General features: G+C 64.1%; 18 protein-coding genes and 1 tRNA gene. 12 read left to right on the top strand and 7 right to left on the bottom strand.

All coding sequences use genetic code 11. The annotated features are described in order from the left end of the window. The first annotated feature begins 74 nt into the window (after nucleotides 1-74). From BSY18_RS04065 to BSY18_RS04055, 3 genes are read left to right on the top strand one after another with little or no spacing between them, the layout of a single operon-like run. Nucleotides 75-2261, top strand: coding sequence for an AAA family ATPase (locus BSY18_RS04065; protein ID WP_171900165.1), 2187 nt, complete (start codon nucleotides 75-77; stop codon nucleotides 2259-2261). Next, entirely contained in the window at nucleotides 2258-2656 is a 399-nt protein-coding gene (locus BSY18_RS21645; RefSeq protein WP_083231296.1) for an HNH endonuclease signature motif containing protein, read from the top strand. Before BSY18_RS04065 ends, BSY18_RS21645 begins: the two co-directional genes overlap by 4 nt. Continuing rightward, nucleotides 2649-4262 carry a terminase large subunit gene (locus BSY18_RS04055; RefSeq protein ID WP_069049733.1) on the top strand — a complete coding sequence of 538 codons (1614 nt, stop codon included), beginning with the start codon at nucleotides 2649-2651 and terminating at the stop codon, nucleotides 4260-4262. Before BSY18_RS21645 ends, BSY18_RS04055 begins: the two co-directional genes overlap by 8 nt. A 7-nt stretch (nucleotides 4263-4269) precedes the next feature. On the opposite strand, the gene BSY18_RS20915 is transcribed toward BSY18_RS04055, so the two are convergent. After that, nucleotides 4270-4650, bottom strand: coding sequence for a hypothetical protein (locus BSY18_RS20915; RefSeq protein WP_150126199.1), 381 nt, complete (start codon nucleotides 4648-4650; stop codon nucleotides 4270-4272). A 77-nt stretch (nucleotides 4651-4727) separates the two neighbouring features. Between BSY18_RS20915 and BSY18_RS04050 the strand changes: the two genes are divergently transcribed. The 7 genes from BSY18_RS04050 to BSY18_RS04020 all read left to right on the top strand — a co-directional run bounded on the left by BSY18_RS04050 (nucleotide 4728) and on the right by BSY18_RS04020 (nucleotide 9995). Then, a complete protein-coding gene (locus BSY18_RS04050; RefSeq protein ID WP_069049732.1) occupies nucleotides 4728-5357 on the top strand; it encodes a hypothetical protein in 630 nt (209 codons plus the stop codon). A gap of 196 nt (nucleotides 5358-5553) precedes the next feature. Next, nucleotides 5554-6795 carry a phage major capsid protein gene (locus BSY18_RS04045; RefSeq protein WP_069049731.1) on the top strand — a complete coding sequence of 414 codons (1242 nt, stop codon included), beginning with the start codon at nucleotides 5554-5556 and terminating at the stop codon, nucleotides 6793-6795. A gap of 3 nt (nucleotides 6796-6798) precedes the next feature. Further along, nucleotides 6799-7344 carry an HK97 family phage prohead protease gene (locus tag BSY18_RS04040; protein ID WP_069049730.1) on the top strand — a complete coding sequence of 182 codons (546 nt, stop codon included), beginning with the start codon at nucleotides 6799-6801 and terminating at the stop codon, nucleotides 7342-7344. Next, nucleotides 7335-8483: a phage portal protein gene (locus BSY18_RS04035; RefSeq protein ID WP_069049729.1), complete on the top strand. Its 1149-nt coding sequence runs from the start codon at nucleotides 7335-7337 to the stop codon at nucleotides 8481-8483. The genes BSY18_RS04040 and BSY18_RS04035 overlap by 10 nt, the downstream gene beginning before the upstream one ends. Beyond that, nucleotides 8480-8743, top strand: a complete 264-nt coding sequence (locus BSY18_RS04030) for a head-tail connector protein (protein ID WP_069049728.1) — start codon at nucleotides 8480-8482, stop codon at nucleotides 8741-8743. The genes BSY18_RS04035 and BSY18_RS04030 overlap by 4 nt, the downstream gene beginning before the upstream one ends. Next, the gene (locus BSY18_RS04025) at nucleotides 8740-8922 is read left to right on the top strand and encodes a hypothetical protein (protein WP_069049727.1); all 183 of its coding nucleotides are present in this window, start codon (nucleotides 8740-8742) and stop codon (nucleotides 8920-8922) included. The genes BSY18_RS04030 and BSY18_RS04025 overlap by 4 nt, the downstream gene beginning before the upstream one ends. Next, nucleotides 8919-9995 (top strand): tyrosine-type recombinase/integrase, encoded by a 1077-nt coding sequence (locus BSY18_RS04020; protein ID WP_069049726.1) that lies wholly within the window; start codon nucleotides 8919-8921, stop codon nucleotides 9993-9995. The genes BSY18_RS04025 and BSY18_RS04020 overlap by 4 nt, the downstream gene beginning before the upstream one ends. A gap of 24 nt (nucleotides 9996-10019) precedes the next feature. On the opposite strand, the gene BSY18_RS04015 is transcribed toward BSY18_RS04020, so the two are convergent. From BSY18_RS04015 to BSY18_RS03995, 5 genes are all read right to left on the bottom strand, one after another. Then, nucleotides 10020-10096, bottom strand: a tRNA-Arg gene (locus BSY18_RS04015). Nucleotides 10097-10168: 72 nt separating this feature from the next. After that, nucleotides 10169-10678 carry a DUF1178 family protein gene (locus tag BSY18_RS04010; protein WP_069049725.1) on the bottom strand — a complete coding sequence of 170 codons (510 nt, stop codon included), beginning with the start codon at nucleotides 10676-10678 and terminating at the stop codon, nucleotides 10169-10171. Next, nucleotides 10675-11502, bottom strand: a complete 828-nt coding sequence (locus BSY18_RS04005; protein ID WP_069049724.1) for a carbon-nitrogen hydrolase family protein — start codon at nucleotides 11500-11502, stop codon at nucleotides 10675-10677. The genes BSY18_RS04010 and BSY18_RS04005 overlap by 4 nt, the downstream gene beginning before the upstream one ends. Before the next feature lie 7 nt (nucleotides 11503-11509). Then, a complete protein-coding gene (gene grxC, locus BSY18_RS04000; protein WP_054133131.1) occupies nucleotides 11510-11767 on the bottom strand; it encodes a glutaredoxin 3 in 258 nt (85 codons plus the stop codon). A 75-nt stretch (nucleotides 11768-11842) separates the two neighbouring features. Beyond that, entirely contained in the window at nucleotides 11843-12592 is a 750-nt protein-coding gene (locus tag BSY18_RS03995; protein ID WP_069049723.1) for a ComF family protein, read from the bottom strand. Between the two features lie 41 nt (nucleotides 12593-12633). Between BSY18_RS03995 and BSY18_RS03990 the strand changes: the two genes are divergently transcribed. Then, on the top strand, nucleotides 12634-13497 hold the full coding sequence (locus tag BSY18_RS03990) for a class I SAM-dependent methyltransferase (RefSeq protein ID WP_069051681.1): 864 nt from the start codon (nucleotides 12634-12636) through the stop codon (nucleotides 13495-13497). 152 nt (nucleotides 13498-13649) lie between these two features. Then, on the top strand, nucleotides 13650-14429 hold the full coding sequence (locus BSY18_RS03985; protein WP_069049722.1) for an SDR family oxidoreductase: 780 nt from the start codon (nucleotides 13650-13652) through the stop codon (nucleotides 14427-14429). Nucleotides 14430-14447: 18 nt separating this feature from the next. Here BSY18_RS03985 and BSY18_RS03980 read toward each other — a convergent pair whose 3' ends face one another. After that, nucleotides 14448-16052, bottom strand: a complete 1605-nt coding sequence (locus BSY18_RS03980; RefSeq protein WP_236823441.1) for a long-chain fatty acid--CoA ligase — start codon at nucleotides 16050-16052, stop codon at nucleotides 14448-14450. Between the last annotated feature and the right edge of the window lie 65 nt (nucleotides 16053-16117).

Raw genomic sequence — 16117 nt, 5'->3', positions numbered from 1 at the left:
ACCAAAAGCTTCGGAGCAACTGGCGATCGCCACCTTACCGGAAAGGGAGGTGCAGCGCAATGACCGATGCAATCATGCACCCCGCCGACCGCGCGCCCAGCCAGTGGGAAGCCCTGAACGAAATGGGCTTTAGCGTGTTCCCGCTGCTGCACCATAGCAAGCGCCCCGCCACGCAATGGCAGGTCTATCAGACCCGACAGCCATACATGACCGAGGTAGCGGAATGGTCCCGCGCGCGACCCGCCTTTAACATCGGCCTTGCAACCGGCGCGGTGTCTGGCGTCGTCGTGCTCGACCTGGACGACGATGCGGCAATCCTTGCGGCATATGAACGCGGCGTCCCCGAAACCATGACCGTGCGCACCCCGCGCGGCCTGCACCTGTATTTCCGGCATCCCGGCGGGCATGTCCGCAACCGTGCTGGCTTGCTGCCTAGCGTCGATCTGCGCGGCGATGGCGGCTATGTGGTCGGCCCAAGCTCTTACTTCGCCCCGACGCCTGAAGAGGCTGCGCAGGGCAAGGTAGCGGGCAGCTATGAATGGGTGAGCTACGGGCCGGTGGCACCGATGCCCGATTGGTTGGCGGCTATGCTGATCGACACCAAGCCCCCGACGCCACCCGCCCCTAAGCCGTCGAATGTCGTCCCGCTGCACAGACCGGGCGGCTATGGCAATGCAGCGATGCTAGGCGAGCTGCAGCGCCTGAGGGAAGCGGCACCCGGCACCCGGAACCACACCCTTAACCGCTGCGCGTTCGCCCTGGCGCAGCTTGCGGCGGCGGGGGAGATCGAGGGGGACGACGCAATCGACCAGTTGCGCGCAACCGCTGCGGCTATCGGGCTGGAAGATGGCGAGATCGAGGCCACCTTGGCTAGTGGCTGGGGCGGTGGCATGGCGTCCCCGCGACAGCGACCGGACCCGGCGGCGCGCTTCGGTGCCGCACCACCCCCGCCACCTGTTGCACCTGAAGCGCCTGCCCCCGCTGGCCTGCCGCTGATCGACACCCGCAACTGGCAAGTCACGATGACCCCAGAGCGCGAATGGGCGGTGGAGGGCTGGCTCCCGCATCGACAGGCAACCTACCTGACCGGCGCAGGGAGCGCGGGCAAGTCGCTGCTGACACAGCAGCTTTGCACCTGCATTGCGCTAGGCCTGCCATTTATGGGCGTCCCGACCCGGCAGGCCGTCGCGGTCTATGTGACGTGCGAGGATGACGCGGACGAGCTGCACCGACGCCAGAAGGCAATCTGCGCGGCGTTAGGCGTGCCGATAGCGGACATTGAAGGCAAGCTGCGGCTTGTGTCGCTGGTGGGCGGCATTGGCAACGAGCTGGCGACGTTCACGCCAGAGGGCCGCATGTCGGTTTCAGACACCTACCGCGCGCTTCAGCGCACCGCTGCCGATACCGGGGCGGGCTTTCTTGCGCTCGACAATGTGGCGCACCTGTTCACCGGCAACGAGAATATCCGCAATCAGGTGGCGGCGTTCTGCGGCCTGATGAACCAGCTTGCGACCGAGATTGACGGCGCGGTGCTGTTCCTTGGCCACCCGAACAAGGCGGGCGATTCCTTCAGTGGCTCGACCGCTTGGGAAAATCAGGTCCGCAGCCGTCTAACCCTCACCGTGCCGACCAGTGAGGATGGCGTGATCCTTGACCCCGATGTGCGCGAGCTGAAGCGCGGCAAGGCCAACTATGCCCGCAATGGTGAGACAATCGGCTTCCGCTGGGTAGCGGGCGCGTTCGTGCGCCATGAAGACCTGGCAAGCCACCAACTGGCAGACGTGCAGGAAGCGCGGGACGAGGCTGTCTTTATGGCGTGCCTTGAGCGCGCGACCAGTGACACACGCGCCGTATCGCATAACCCCGGCACCAACTTTGCCCCCGCCGTGTTCGCCAAGATGCCGGAAGCGCAGGGCGTCACCCGGCGCAGGCTTGAGGCGGCGCTAGAGCGTCTGTTGCAGAAGGGCGCTATCATGCTCGACCAGCCACTATGGCGAGCGCCAAACCGCACGATGAAGCAAGGTATCAAGGCGGCTGCACCCCCTAATAATGGGGGGGAGAATATACCGGGAGTCTGCACCGACCCCCCTGCACCGACCCCCCGCACCGACCCGCACCGACCCCCCAGCCAAGTCATTGATTTTCCTTGCACCGACCCGCACGCTTCTACCCCCCTATATACTACGTATATAAGCGGGGCGGGCCTTGATGGCCCCCGCCCCCCTGGCCTGCCAATCGATGGCGCGGGCGGTGCAGCATGAGCGGCTGGCCATACAACACCGCGCGCTGGCGACGGCTGCGGTTAGCGCACCTGGACCTTGAACCAACGTGCAGGGGATGCGCAGCCATGGGGAGGCTGACGGCGGCTAACACCGTCGATCATGTCCAAGCCATTAGCGATGGCGGCGCACCCTTCCCCGGCCATGATGGGCTGGCCAGCTACTGCACCGCTTGCCACAGCCGAAAGACTGCGCGCGGTGCTGAGGCTGGGGCGGTGCGCACGCGCAAGACGATGCGCGGCTGCAGCGTCGATGGCGTCCCGTTCGATCCAGCGCACGATTGGTTCATCGCCGGAACATCGCTCAGGGCTGACGAGCGGAAACCGACCGGGGACCAGAATTTTGATTTAGTTTCTGAGGATACCAAATATGGGTAAGCGCGGGCCCGGCGCAGGCCGGATGAAAGAGGCGGCTTCGCACGCATCGGCGCAGCTAGTCCATGCTTGGCAGGCTGAAGGACTGACCCGCGCAGAGCGCGTGATTCTGTTCATCGAGTCCCTGCCAGTCACCAAGGGCTTTGGCGCTGGCGAGCCGGTGAAGCTGTTGCCGTTCCAGCTCGATTGGCTGCAGGCGGTCTATGGGACCGATGACGAGGGCAAGCGGCGCGTGCGCACCGCCCTGCTGTCCATGGCGCGCGGCAACGGCAAGACGGTGCTGGCGGCATGGCTGGCCCTTGCGCACCTTGTCGGGCCTGAAGCAATCCAGCGTGGCGAGGTTTACAGCGCAGCGGCAACTAAGGATCAATCGGCCCTGATCTTTGCCGAGATGGAGGCGACGATTCTTGCCACCCCTTGGATGGCAGCGCGGCTGAACGTGCAGCGGTTTCAAAAGCGCATCGAGGATGACGTGACCGGCTCGACGTATCGGGCGCTGGCGAGCGACGGGGCGGCGGTCCATGGCCTGGCGTCGTCGTTTATCGTTTGCGACGAGCTGGCACAATGGAAGCGGCGCGAGCTGTTCGACGTGCTGCGCACGTCCATGGGCAAGCGAGCCGAGCCGCTGCTGGTGGCTATCGGCACGCAAAGCCCATCACCCGTCAACCTGATGTCGGAGCTGGTCGATTACAGCGAGCGCATCGCTTCGGGCGAAATTAGCGACCTGTCATTCCATGGGGCGGTGTATGCCGTCGCGGAGGATGCCGACCCGTTCGACCCGGCAAGCTGGCAGGCCGCTAACCCGGCGCTAGGCGTGTTCGTTTCGCGGGAGCAGATAGCCGACGAGGCCGAGCGGGCGCAGCGAATGCCAACGTTCGAACCAGCCTTTTTGAACCTGCATTGCAACCAGCGCGTTGAAGCCGAGCCGCGCGCGATCAACCCCGCTGAATGGAACGCCTGCGGCGAAGCGGCGGACCTTGAGGCGCTGCGCGGGCGGCGCTGTTATGCGGGCCTTGACCTGGCCAGCGTGCGCGATCTGGCGGCGCTGGTTCTGTATTTCCCAGATGATGGCGGCGCGGTACTGCCGTTCTTTTGGTGTCCGAAAGACGCAATCGAGCGGAAAGAGGAAATCGACCATGTGCCGTATCGGGCATGGGCAAAGGCTGGGCATATCGAGCCCACCCCCGGCGGCGCAATCGACAAGCGTTATATCGCGCGTCGGCTGGCAACGATCATGGCAGACTTTGACGTGCGTGGCGTGGCGTTCGACCGCTGGTCTATGGATGACCTAAAAGTGATCCTGGCCAACGAGGGCATAGAGCTGCCGCTGGTCGAATGGGGGCAAGGCTTCGCCAGCATGGGACCGGCGGTGGATGCGTTTGAACGCGCCATGCTGGCTGGCGAGCTGCGGCACGGTATGCACCCGGTGCTGCGCTGGAATGCCAGTAACCTGTTGCTTGACACCGACCCGGCAGGCGCACGCAAACCAAACAAGGCGCGATCGATCGACCGCATCGACGGCATGGCCGCGCTGATTATGGCCTGCGGCTTGGCCAGCCGGGACAAGGGGCCGCAGGTGTATCAGGGCAGCGGGGCGATGTGGTTATGAGATCATTTTATAGCCGCGAATTGGCTTCGGCCATCATATCATCAATATTCGCGAGTACAGTCGCAATTAATGGATTGTCACCTTTACCCTTTCTAGCAACAAACGGCTTACAAATCGCATCATGCAGCATGTTAAGCTGCTTTTTATCGATCGTTTTATTTTCACAGAGGACAATACAGAGAGCCAGGATCGCATTATTATTTGAGGTTACACTTGCCAAAATGAAATCTTCTTCGTGAGAAATTCCATATTCAATTGGATTGTATTCTTCGGTCATAACAATTCTCGCTAAGGGGAAAACGGGGAATGGGTAGCGCACGCTATCTGGCGGCACCAAGGCGCGCAACCACAACACCCGCCAGTTTGGTTCATTAATGGAAGATGACATTAACAGAATTTTTTGCAGATGAACCTTGACCGTGCAAGATATCTGCATTATGTGCAGATGAAGGATGGGGTTAGAATATGGCTTTGCTCAGCGATCTGGTTAGGAAATGCGCCGAACTGGGCATTGACAGCGAAAAGTCGCTGGCGGTGTTTGCGCGCCGCTTGCGCGAAGCTGGACGGCTTAGCCAAGCCGGACGTGGTCGCGGTGCCGCCCATATGAATTATGTGGACGCGGCACGCTTCCTTATCGCCTGCGCAGCCACCGACCACCCGGAACGCGCAGCGGAATGCGAACTCGCATTCAGCAACACAGTTTTTTCCAGCGGCTTCACTACGCAGGATGACCCGCTGCCATTGAGCGCAGAAGCCGCGCCGTCTCTCGACATCGCTTTGGCCAAAATGCTTGAGGCTTCAGCTACGGGCGTATTTCACGCTGAAGGGGCGATGCTCCACCCGATAATGCGCCTCACCGTGCAGCGGGGCGGTGTGCAGGCCAAGCTCAAAACGCCAAGCGGTGAGTATATCTACTGCCACCCCGCGCTGGAAGCCGTGGTCCGCCAGCCAGATGCGCAAGCGCAAAAGCCTTGGCTCGAAAAGCTGGAAGCCGAGACCCGAATTTTCCGCACCGGCAAGAACCTTGTGGCTGAATTTGATTCCGCGACCCTTCGGAAAGTTGCGGAGCTGATCGCCGGAAAGACCGGCAAGTGATTAACAGTTTCACCCCGCAGTCAGTCGGTGGCGCGGTGCCGCCGGGGTTCAAGAAGCGAATTGCCGGGGGTGAGCGCGTTCCCGGCGTAGTAGGCGGCAATTCGCACACCGCAAGTTTCCCAGCCAACGGCGCGAGCCAGTCGGCAATCACCGTGCCGGGAGCTTCGGCTCCCGGCCAGAATGAGAAGGCATGAGAATGAAAACCACCGATCTTATCGAGCAGCGCAGCGCCATCCTGGAGCGCATGAACGCTGCCCACACCGCCGACGATGGCGAGGCGTTCAACGCGGCTGAAGCCGAGCTGCGCGCCCTGGATGGCAAGCTGGAACGCCAGCGCAAGATTGATGCGGCAGACCGCACCGAGATTGGCCGCACCGTTCACGGCGACTCCAAGCTCGACAGCGAAATCCGCAGCCGCTTCAGCGTCACCCGCGCTGTTGCCGGTGCCGCAGGCCTTGCGGTTGATTGGGGTTTCGAGCGCGAAATCCAGACCGAGCTTGCCAAGCGCGCGGGCCGGTCGGCTGAAGGCCTGTTCATCCCGACCGAAGTATTCGAAAAGCGCGTGCTGACGACCAGCGCGGGCGGCGAGCTGGTTTCGACCGACCACCGGCCCGATCAGTATATCAGCGCCCTGACCGCTGCCAGCGTCGTTCGCGGCCTTGGTGCGCGCGTTCTGTCCGGCCTGGTCGGCAATGTCTCGATCCCCCGCGAAACCGACTCCCCTGCCATTGGCTGGGTTGCCGAGAACGCGGCCTTGAGCGCAGATGATGCGGACTTCGATTCCGTGACCCTCTCGCCCAAGCACGCGGGTGCACTGTCCGAATGGTCGCGCAACATGCTGATGCAGGCCAGCCCGGACGTGGAAGCCCTGCTGCGGCAGATGCTGGCACGCAACCTGGCGCTGGCTATCGACCGCGCCGCTATCCTTGGCGGTGGCTCCAATCAGCCGGTGGGCGTGCTGGCGACCAGCGGAATCCAGACGCAGGCCTATGCGGACTCGCTGTTCGACACTACGGCGGAAATGGTCGCAAAGGCGGACATTGCGAACGTCGAAGCGCGCCGCGCGTTCCTTACCACCAACACGATCAAGAAGATTGCCAGCAAGGCGCTGGACTTCGAAAATCGCCCGGTTGGCATGGGGCCGATCTTCCACAATGAAGCCGTCACCTTCAGCAATCAGGTGCCAGTCAATCTTGGCGCGGGCACCAACGAGCATGGCCTGATCTATGCCGATTGGACCGAGCTGCTGATGGGCATTTGGTCCGAGGTCGATATTCTGGTGAACCCGTTTGAGGCCACCGCATATTCGAAGGGCAATGTCATGATCCGCGCCATGGCGACGGTTGACGTTGCCCTGCGGCACAAGGCGGCTTTCGTTTCCGCAACCGGCCTGATCCCGGCCAGCATCGCGGCCCTGCCCGCTGCACCGGAGGCATAAGCCATGACCAGCGCAACCCCGACCATCGAACGACGCGCCTTTGCAGAGCTTCGCACGGCGGGGCGGCGGCTGGAAGGCTATGCCGCGACCTTCGGAAGCGCGGCGCAGCTTGGCAGCTTTTCCGAGACAATCGCCCCCGGCGCGTTTCGTAGCGCGCTGGCGGGCGATGTCCTGGCCTTGCTCGATCATGACCCCGCCAAGGTGCTAGGCCGCACGCGGTCCGGCACCCTGCGGCTGTCTGAAGACTCGCGCGGGCTGGCCTTCAGTCTCGATCTGCCAGACACGCAAGCGGGCCGCGACATACTGGCCCTGGCTGATCGCGGCGACCTTGGCGGCATGTCGTTTGGCTTCCTGGTGCCGGAGGGCGGCGAAAGCTGGTCCGGCTCGACCCGCACGCTGCGCGCGGTGGACCTGCGCGAAATCAGCGTGGTGAGCGCTTGGCCTGCCTATCCTGACACCGAGATTGCCTTGCGCTCGATCATGCGCGGCAACGAAGCGGCGCGCCGCCGTCGCATCCTAGTAATGGCGGAGAACGCATCATGGGCATGATCGACCGGCTTGCATCGCTGGCCGGCTTTGAGCGCCGCGCATCTGACGCAGACTCAAGCTGGGCGGCACTCGCCCCCGGCGTGGGATATTATGCGGGCGTATCGGCCCGCTATGCTGAGAACCTTTCCGCCGTGCTGGCGTGCGTCAATGTGATTGCCGACAGCTTGGCGAGCATCCCGGCGCTGGTCTATCGGCGCGACGGGGACAACCGCATCGAAGCGACCAGCCACCCGCTGCGCCGCTTGACCGTCGCGGGCGTTTCGGAAACGATGACCTGGCCCGAATTTATCAGCCACCTGGTTTCAAGCGCCCTGTTGACTGGCAACGGGCTGGCAGAGATCGAGCGCGGCGCGGGCGGTGAGCTGGCGGGCCTGCAATATATCCCATGGTCGCGTGTGACGGTGGAAGAGCTGCCCAATGGGCGGCTGCGCTACACGGTGGCAGACCCGCGCGGCAACGTGCGCCGCTTGCTGCAGGGCGAAGTGATCCACCTGCGCGACCGCACCGACGATGGTCTTATCGGGCGTTCGCGCCTTAGCCGCGCCGCCGATGCCGTGAACGCGGTTGACCTTGCCAATCAGCACGCGCGCAGCTTCCTTAGCAACGGCGCGTCACCTAGCGGCGTGGTCGAGGTGCCGGGCACCATGAAGCCAGAGCAGCGCACTTCCCTGCGCGAATCCTTCCAAGCGCGGCACGGCGGCGCGGGCAAGGCTGGCAGCACGCTGGTGCTCGATGGCGGCATGACGTGGAAGGCCAGCCAGATTAGCCCGGAAGATGCCGAGCTGCTGGAAACCCGGCGCTGGGGGACTGAGGAAATTTGCAGACTGTTTCAGGTGCCGCCCCCGCTGGTGCAGGACTACAGCCACAATACGTTCACCAATTCGGAGACGGCGGGCCGCTGGTTCGCCATGTTCACCCTTGCCCCTTGGGCGCGCCGCATCGAGGCCGAGTTTGCGCGCAGCGTGTTCCCGACCGGCGGACCGTTCGAAATGGAGCTGGACCTTTCCGGCTTCCTGCGCGGCGATCCGCAAACCCGGTGGCAGGCACACCAAATCGCACTGGCAAACAACGTCCTTGACCCGGACGAGGTGCGGCAGCTCGAAGGCTGGAATCCCCGCAACGTGGAGGCCGCAGAATGATTTTGACCCTGGCTGAAGCCAAGGCGCATTTGCGCGTGGACAATGACGACGAGGACTCGCTGATCGAGCTGATGCTGGAATCAGCAACCGATAGCGTGACGGACATTGCCACGGCATGGGACGGCGAAGGCGATGCACCGGCACGCCTGAAGCTGGCGGTGCTGACCCGCGTTGCGGTCATGTTCGACAACCGGCACAGCGCCGAGGCTGGCCATGGTGAGGATCGTTTGATCCTGCCATTGCGGGAGCTGGACGTGTGACGACGCGCCGCGCAACCTTCAAGCAAGCAGACTGCACCCGCGCCCTGCGCGCGGCGGTCGCTGCTGGCTTGCCGGTGAGCGGCTTCAAAATCGATGCCTATGGCGAAATTCATGTATTCTGCGCGGATGGCCAGCCGCAAACTGGCGACAACTCTTTCGATAGGATCATGCGGAAATGAAGCGCCGATGGCTCCCCAAGTGGGTTTCGGAATTCAAGGACCGGCACGGCAAGTCGCGGTTTCGCTTCCGGCGCAAAGGCTTCCGCCAGCACTGTTTCGTCAACGTCCCCGGCACCCCGGAATTCATGATCGAGTATCGCGCTTGTCTGGACGGCATAGCGGCTGAGCCGGTGCGCGCGGGGGCCGACCGCTACCCGCCTGGCTCTTTCGATGACCTGATAAGCCGCTTCTATGTGTCGCCAGACTTCCTGGCACTGCGCGACCGCACCAAGCTGGTTTACCGCAACGACCTGGAGCGGTGGCGGTCCAAATATGGCAAGGCGCTGGTGCGTGACCTGAGGCCGTCGCACGTCGAGCAGATGCTTGCCGAGCGGCTGCCGCACAAGACTTCAGCGAACAATCTGCGCAAGCGGCTGAGCCAGCTTATTACCTATGCCGTTCGTCTAGAGCTGGCGGCAAGCAATCCCGTCACCGCGACCAAGCCGTTTGAGATCGAAGGCGATGGCCACCACAGTTGGACTGAGGAAGAGATCGCGCAGTATGAGGCGCGCCATGCCGTAGGCACCAAGGCGCGGCTTATGTTCGACCTGTTGCTATGGACTGGCCAGCGGCGCGGCGACGTGCGCACGCTGGGGCCGGTGCATGTGAAGGGCAACCGGCTGGAATTTTATCAGGAGAAGCGGAAGGGCAAGAAATTCCTTTCGATCCCGATCATGATCCCGCTGGCTGAATCGATCCTGGCGACCGAGACCGGGCCTTTCTGTTTTCTAGTGACAGGCAAAGGCACGCCATTTGGCCGCGACAGCATCGGCAACTATTTTGCGCGCTGGTGCAAAGAGGCGGGGCTGTCCAACTGTTCCGCCCATGGCTTGCGAAAGGCGGCGGCGCGGCGTCTGGCTGAAGCTGGTTGCTCCAATCAGGAAATCAAATCCTGGACCGGCCACGACACGGATTCCGAGGTTGCGCGCTACACGAAAGCAGCCAGCGACAAGGTGCTTTCGGATGCCGCAGCCGCGCGTTTGATGGCTAACCTAGCTAAAAAGTTAGCCAATTCTTCTAAGATTGCTGTTTAATAACAAGGGGATAGCGTATGCCTATGGTGCGCCCGACAGGATTCGAACCTGTGGCCCCCAGATTAGGAATCTGATGCTCTATCCTGCTGAGCTACGGGCGCGCCGATGGGGTGTTTAGCCAGCGATGCAGGTCAGCGCAATTGCGTTTGCTGATCGGCGTGCACCCGGCGGCCTCAATTCTGCGCCTCGGGCGGGACAACCGGGAACGGCAGCGGAGCGACCGCGACGCCTTCCTCGATCAATGCGGCCGCCTCTTCGGGCGCGGCCTGGCCGTGGATCGGGGCGTGGTCCTCCTCGCCATAATGCATCGCGCGCGCGCGATCGGCAAAATCGCCGCCGACCCAGGTCGACTGGCTCAGCGCCCGGGCCTGTGCCTGGGCGAGCGCCTGCAGCACCGCACGCATCTTGGCCGCATCCACCGGCGGGGCAGCATTGCTGACTGCGACCGGCGCGGGCGATGACGGCACTCCGTCTGCGGTGTCGACCCTGGCGGGCGCAGAGACCAGTTGCTGGTTGCCCTTGGCGTTGAGCCGCGGCGCCATCACCGCCTTGGCAACATCGGTCGATCCGCAAAAGGCGCAGGCGACGAGCCCGCGGGTGCGCTGGTCCTCATAGGCCTCGCTCGAGGCGAACCAGACCTCGAACACATGGTCATTGGTGCATTTCAAGTCGAAGACGATCATGCGACGATCGCCTCCTCCACAGGCCGGCGGTTGGCGATCACGGGCACCCGGCCACGCACCTCGGCGATCCGCTCGAGCGGGAGGTCGACGAACGCCAGGCCCGGCGCCTCGCCCATGTCGAGCAGGACATCGCCCCAGGGATCGACCACCAGGCTGTGGCCGTACGTGCTGCGCCCATCGCCATGGGTGCCCGTCTGCGCCGCTGCGACCACAAAGCAGGCGCTTTCAATCGCCCGTGCGCGCAGCAGTACATGCCAGTGCGCTTCTCCCGTGGGTACGGTGAATGCGGCGGGCACCGCGACAATGTCTGCCCCTGCCCGGCTGAGCGCCGCATAGACCGCGGGAAAGCGGATGTCATAGCAGATCGACAGGCCCAGCACCGCCTCTGGCAATTGCACCGCAACCGCCCGCTCGCCGCCTGCATAGACCGAGGATTCCCGCCAGCTCTCGCCCGAGGCCAGATCGACATCGAACAGATGGATCTTGTCGTAGCGCGCGGCGATGTTGCCATTCGGCGCGATAACGAAGGCACGATTGCGCCACTTGTCGGCGTCGGCTTCACCCCGCACCGCAAGCGAACCCAGATGCACCCAGATCCCGGCGATGGCAGCGGCGGCGCGGACCATGCCAAGCACGTAATCCTCCTCCTCGGGCCGGATATTGTCCGCTGCGCGGGCGCGGTTGCGATCGAGCATGTTCGACATTTCCGGCGTGAACAGGATTTTGGCACCGCCCGCCTTTGCCTGCGCCACAGCCTCGGTAAGCACGGCAACATTGTCGAGCGGATCGAAGCCCGCGTTCATCTGGAGAACCGCGATTTTCATGTGCGCGTCAAAGGCCCAGCAGCGGATCGAGCTTTCCGGCACGGTCGAGCGCGGCAAGATCGTCGGACCCGCCGATATGGTTGCCATCAATGAAGATCTGCGGGACGGTCATCCGGCCGCCTGCCCGGCGGATCATTTCCGCCCGCGGTTCGCCGCCCATCGAGATCTCGACTTCCTCGAACTCGACGCCCTTGGCGCCCAGCAGCGATTTGGCCCGGTAGCAATAGGGGCAGGTGAACTTGGTATAGATTTCGATCTTGGCCATGTTTCCATCCTTGGCTCCATATTTGGGGCAATTTCGCACAAATGCAACAGTTGTGGCGCGCAAGCGTCGCTGCCGTCACGGCGTATCCGCCTCGTCGCCCTCGCGCGGCACGCGCGCCCAGCAGAAGATGGTCACGCGCGCTGCCCCTGCCTTTTTGAGCAGGCGAACACAGGCATTGGCGGTGGCGCCGGTGGTGTAGACATCGTCGATCAGCAGCACGTGCCTGCCTGCGATGCGGTCACGCCGGGTGGCGGGGATGTCGAACACCCCGCGAACTGCCACCGCGCGCTGCTGCCGGGTCATGCCCTTGAGTGGCGGAGTGGCGCGGGTGCGGCGGAGCACGTCGGTTTCGATCTTCAGGCTGCGCTTGGCCGCCAGCGCACGCGCGATCAGGATTGACTGGTTGAAGCCACGCCGCCACAGCCGCAAGCGGTGCAGCGGTACGGGCACCAGCACCACATCGCTGCCATCGGCAGGCAGATGCCGCTCCAGATGCTTTGCCACCAGCCGGGCCAGCCCGATCTTGCCGCCATGTTTGAGCCGCAGCACGATCGAGCGCGACAGATCGTCGTACAGCACCGCCACCTTGATGCCATCATGCAGCGGCGGGTGCGCAAGACATTCGGCGCACACCAGATCATCGTCGCGGCCTTGCGCAAAGGGCTTGCCGCACGAGGTGCAGGCAGGCGCGCTGATGAAGCGCAACGCGTTCCAGCAATCGCCGCAGAACTGCAGGTCGTCCTCCACCAGCACCCCGCAGCCGGGGCAGCGCGGCGGCAGCACCAGATCGACCAGAGGTTTGAGGACAGAGACGGCAAGGCTCATCCCCCCTTGTCGCGCAGGCCATGCCCCGGCACAAGGCCGCGATGAGCGACGATACAGCCCCCCGCATCCTGTTTTCCTACCCCCGACGGCGGCTGGCGATGGCGCGTGGGTTGCAGCTGGCGGCGCGTCATGGCGGTGCGTTCCTCGCCGAGCATATGGCCGACGAGATCGTCGAGCGGTTGGGCTGGGTCAACCGCAGCTTTGCCGATGCACTGGTGATCGGCCACGCGCCCGCGATGCTGCTGGCGGCGCTCGACGCGCGCGGGGTGAAGGTGACGCTTGCCGGACCGATCGGCCCGCATGTGATGTGCGACGAAGATGCCCTGCCCTTTGAGCCCGCGTCGTTCGATCTGGTGATCGCGATCGGCACGCTCGACAGTGTCAACGACCTTCCCGGCGCACTGATCCAGATCAACCGAAGCCTGCGCCCCGACGGGTTGATGATGGCCGCGCTGATCGGCGCAGGTTCGGTGCCGCGGCTCAAGGCGGCGATGCTTGCGGCAGATGAGGCGACCGGGCGCGGGGTCACGGCGCATATCCATCCGCAGATCGATGTCCGCGCGGCCGGCGATCTGCTCCAGCGCGCGCGCTTTGCGATGCCAGTGGCGGACAGCGACACGCTGATCGTGCGCTACTCCGCGCTGCCCGCTTTGTTGCGCGACCTGCGGTGTCATGGCTGGACCAATGTGCTGGCGACAGGCGCGCCGCCGGTCAGCAGGACGGGCCTGATCGCCGCGCTGCAGGCCTTCGCCGAGGCGGCAGAGCCCGACGGCAAGACGCCGGAGCGGTTCGAGATCGTGTATCTGAGCGGCTGGGCCCCCTCGCCAGACCAGCCCAAGCCTGCGCGCCGGGGCAGCGCGACGACCTCGCTTGCGGGCGTGCTGGACAAATCGGCCAGGCGCTAAGCGGTTTGCAGCATCGCAGCGCTGGTGCTAAAGCGGTGCCACAAGGAGTTATCGACATGATCCAGCATCACCGCTGAGGCGGCATGACCACTGCGTGATGGCTCAGGCACAAACACTGGCCCATCACCTCCACGATCATATCGGAAAAATACATGCAAAAACTGACAGGCAAATTGTGCGTCATCACCGGCGCGGCACGCGGCATTGGTGCGGCTATCGCACGGAGATTTCAGCAGGAAGGCGCCTCGGTCGTCATCACCGACATCGATGAGCAGGCCGGGGCTGCGCTCGCCTCTGACATCGGCGCAAGGTTCATCAGGCTCGACGTCGCCAGCGAAGCCGACTGGGCCGCGCTTCAGAAAGAGGTCCCGGCGGCGGATGTCGTGGTCAACAACGCCGGGATTACAGGCCTCGAGCATGGGCCGGTGCCGCACGATCCCGAACATGCCACTCTTGAAGACTGGCGGGCGGTGCACCGCGTCAACCTCGACGGCACGTTCCTGGGGTGCCGCTATGCCATCGCCGCGATGAAGGGCAAGGGCACGGGATCGATCATCAACATCTCGTCGCGCTCGGGTCTGGTGGGCATTCCGCTCGCGGCGGCTTATGCCTCGTCCAAGGCTGCGATCCGCAACCACAGCAAGAGCGTCGCGCTGTATTGCGCGCAGCAGGGGTGGCAGATCCGCTGCAATTCGATCCATCCGGCAGCCATCCTGACCCCGATGTGGGAGACGATGCTGGGCGACGGCCCCGACCGCGCCGAGCGAATGGCCGCAATGGTTGCCGATACGCCGTTGAAGCGTTTCGGCACCGTGGAGGAGGTCGCCGCGATCGCCGCGATGCTGGCCGCCGATGACTCCGCTTATGTCACCGGCAGCGAGTTCAACATCGATGGCGGACTGCTGGCAGGGTCGGCGGCATCGCCCGGATAGCCGCCGATCGCGCCGCCCTCACACCGTGGGCAGCACATAGTCCTTGAACTGGTCGCGCAGCGCGGTCTTGAGCAGTTTGCCGGTGGCGCTGTGCGGCAGTTCTTCGACGAAGACGATATCGTCGGGCAGCCACCATTTGGCGACGTGCTGCGCCAGATGGTCCTGGATCGCCTGCTTGCTGGGGCTGGTTCCGGGCTTGGGGACGACCAGCAGCAGCGGACGCTCGTCCCATTTGGGGTGCGGCATGCCGATCGCGGCGGCCTCGGCAACATCCGGCATGCCCACGGCCGCGTTTTCCAGATCTACCGAGCTGATCCATTCGCCGCCCGACTTGATCACGTCCTTGGCGCGGTCGGTGATCTGCATGACGCCATCGGGGTGAATGACCGAGACGTCGCCGGTGTCGAACCAGCCGTCCTCGGTCAGCGCGTCGCTCTCCGCCTTGAAATAGCGCTTGATGATCCACGGACCCTTGATCTGCAGCCGGCCGCTGGACTTGCCATCGCGGGGCAAGATATTGCCGTCCTCGTCCACCACGCGCAGTTCGACACCGAAGGGCACGCGGCCCTGCTTGGTGACGAGGTCGAGCTGCGCCTCGAAATCGAGATCTTCCCAGTCGGGCGAAGGCGCGCCCATGGTGCCGATCGGCGAGGTTTCGGTCATCCCCCAGGCGTGGTTCATCCGCGCGCCCATCTTCATGATCCGCTCGCACATCGCGCGCGGCGCAGCGGAGCCGCCGATGGTGACGACCTGCAGATATTCGGGCTTCTTGCCGGTGCTGTCGATATGCTGGAACATCGCCAGCCATACGGTCGGCACGCCTGCGGAATGGGTGACCTTCTCGGAGTTCATCAGGTCGCACAGGATCGCAGGATCGTTGACCGCAGAGAACACGAACTTGATCCCCGCAGCCGCGCCCGCAAACGGCAGGCCCCATGCAGCGGCGTGGAACATCGGCACCACCGGCAGCGCCACCGACTGCGGCGAGAGCGAGAATACCGCCGGCTGCATTTCGGCGAGCGCGTGGATCACCGTCGAGCGGTGCTCGTACAGCACGCCCTTGGGGTTGCCCGTGGTTCCCGAGGTATAGCACAGCATGCACGGGTCGCGTTCCGAACCCTCGTGCCAGCGATAGTCCGCATCGCCGGTGTCGAGCAGCGCCTCGAAGCCTTGAGCGGAGGATCCGGCGGGGGGGTCGAAGCAGACATAATGCTCGATCGTGGTCCAGCGGTCCTTCATCTTGTCGACGATCGGCTGGAACGCCGCGTCATAGCACAGCACCTTGTCCTCGGCGTGGTTGGCGATGTACTCGAGCTGCTCCTCGAACAGCCGCGGGTTGATGGTGTGGATCACCCCGCCCATCCCGATCGCGCCATACCAGGCGACCAGATGGCGGCTGTGGTTCATCGCCAGCGTGGCGACGCGGTCGCCGGGCTGCAGGCCCAGCGCGACCAGCGCGCTCGCCAGCCGGCGCGCATCGCGGGCGATGCCTGCCCAGTGGGTGCGGGTCTGCTTGCCATCGGCCCAATGGCTGACAATTTCGCGCTTTCCGCTTTCGCGCTCGGCATGGTCGAGCAGCCGCATCACGCGCAGCTCATAATCCTGCATTCCGCCAACAATCATCCGACTCTCCTGACCCATGGCCCCCTTGCGGGGCGCAATTGTATGGCGATCAGAAAGCCCGAAGC

This window comes from Blastomonas sp. RAC04 (assembly GCF_001713435.1).
GTDB classification, from domain to species: Bacteria; Pseudomonadota; Alphaproteobacteria; order Sphingomonadales; family Sphingomonadaceae; genus Blastomonas; species Blastomonas fulva.
Note: the sequence above shows the minus strand (reverse complement) of the source record. Positions and strands in the feature narration are given on the sequence as shown.

Excerpts from the sequence above, each read along its gene's own strand:
- BSY18_RS04065 (WP_171900165.1), top strand. The coding sequence starts at position 75 with ATGCACCCCGCCGACCGCGCGCCCAGCCAGTGGGAAGCCCTGAACGAA.
- BSY18_RS21645 (WP_083231296.1), top strand. The coding sequence starts at position 2,258 with ATGAGCGGCTGGCCATACAACACCGCGCGCTGGCGACGGCTGCGGTTA.
- BSY18_RS04055 (WP_069049733.1), top strand. The coding sequence starts at position 2,649 with ATGGGTAAGCGCGGGCCCGGCGCAGGCCGGATGAAAGAGGCGGCTTCG.
- BSY18_RS20915 (WP_150126199.1), bottom strand. The coding sequence starts at position 4,650 with ATGTCATCTTCCATTAATGAACCAAACTGGCGGGTGTTGTGGTTGCGC.
- BSY18_RS04050 (WP_069049732.1), top strand. The coding sequence starts at position 4,728 with ATGGCTTTGCTCAGCGATCTGGTTAGGAAATGCGCCGAACTGGGCATT.
- BSY18_RS04045 (WP_069049731.1), top strand. The coding sequence starts at position 5,554 with ATGAAAACCACCGATCTTATCGAGCAGCGCAGCGCCATCCTGGAGCGC.
- BSY18_RS04040 (WP_069049730.1), top strand. The coding sequence starts at position 6,799 with ATGACCAGCGCAACCCCGACCATCGAACGACGCGCCTTTGCAGAGCTT.
- BSY18_RS04035 (WP_069049729.1), top strand. The coding sequence starts at position 7,335 with ATGGGCATGATCGACCGGCTTGCATCGCTGGCCGGCTTTGAGCGCCGC.
- BSY18_RS04030 (WP_069049728.1), top strand. The coding sequence starts at position 8,480 with ATGATTTTGACCCTGGCTGAAGCCAAGGCGCATTTGCGCGTGGACAAT.
- BSY18_RS04020 (WP_069049726.1), top strand. The coding sequence starts at position 8,919 with ATGAAGCGCCGATGGCTCCCCAAGTGGGTTTCGGAATTCAAGGACCGG.
- BSY18_RS04010 (WP_069049725.1), bottom strand. The coding sequence starts at position 10,678 with ATGATCGTCTTCGACTTGAAATGCACCAATGACCATGTGTTCGAGGTC.
- BSY18_RS04005 (WP_069049724.1), bottom strand. The coding sequence starts at position 11,502 with ATGAAAATCGCGGTTCTCCAGATGAACGCGGGCTTCGATCCGCTCGAC.
- grxC (WP_054133131.1), bottom strand. The coding sequence starts at position 11,767 with ATGGCCAAGATCGAAATCTATACCAAGTTCACCTGCCCCTATTGCTAC.
- BSY18_RS03995 (WP_069049723.1), bottom strand. The coding sequence starts at position 12,592 with ATGAGCCTTGCCGTCTCTGTCCTCAAACCTCTGGTCGATCTGGTGCTG.
- BSY18_RS03990 (WP_069051681.1), top strand. The coding sequence starts at position 12,634 with ATGAGCGACGATACAGCCCCCCGCATCCTGTTTTCCTACCCCCGACGG.
- BSY18_RS03985 (WP_069049722.1), top strand. The coding sequence starts at position 13,650 with ATGCAAAAACTGACAGGCAAATTGTGCGTCATCACCGGCGCGGCACGC.
- BSY18_RS03980 (WP_236823441.1), bottom strand. The coding sequence starts at position 16,052 with ATGATTGTTGGCGGAATGCAGGATTATGAGCTGCGCGTGATGCGGCTG.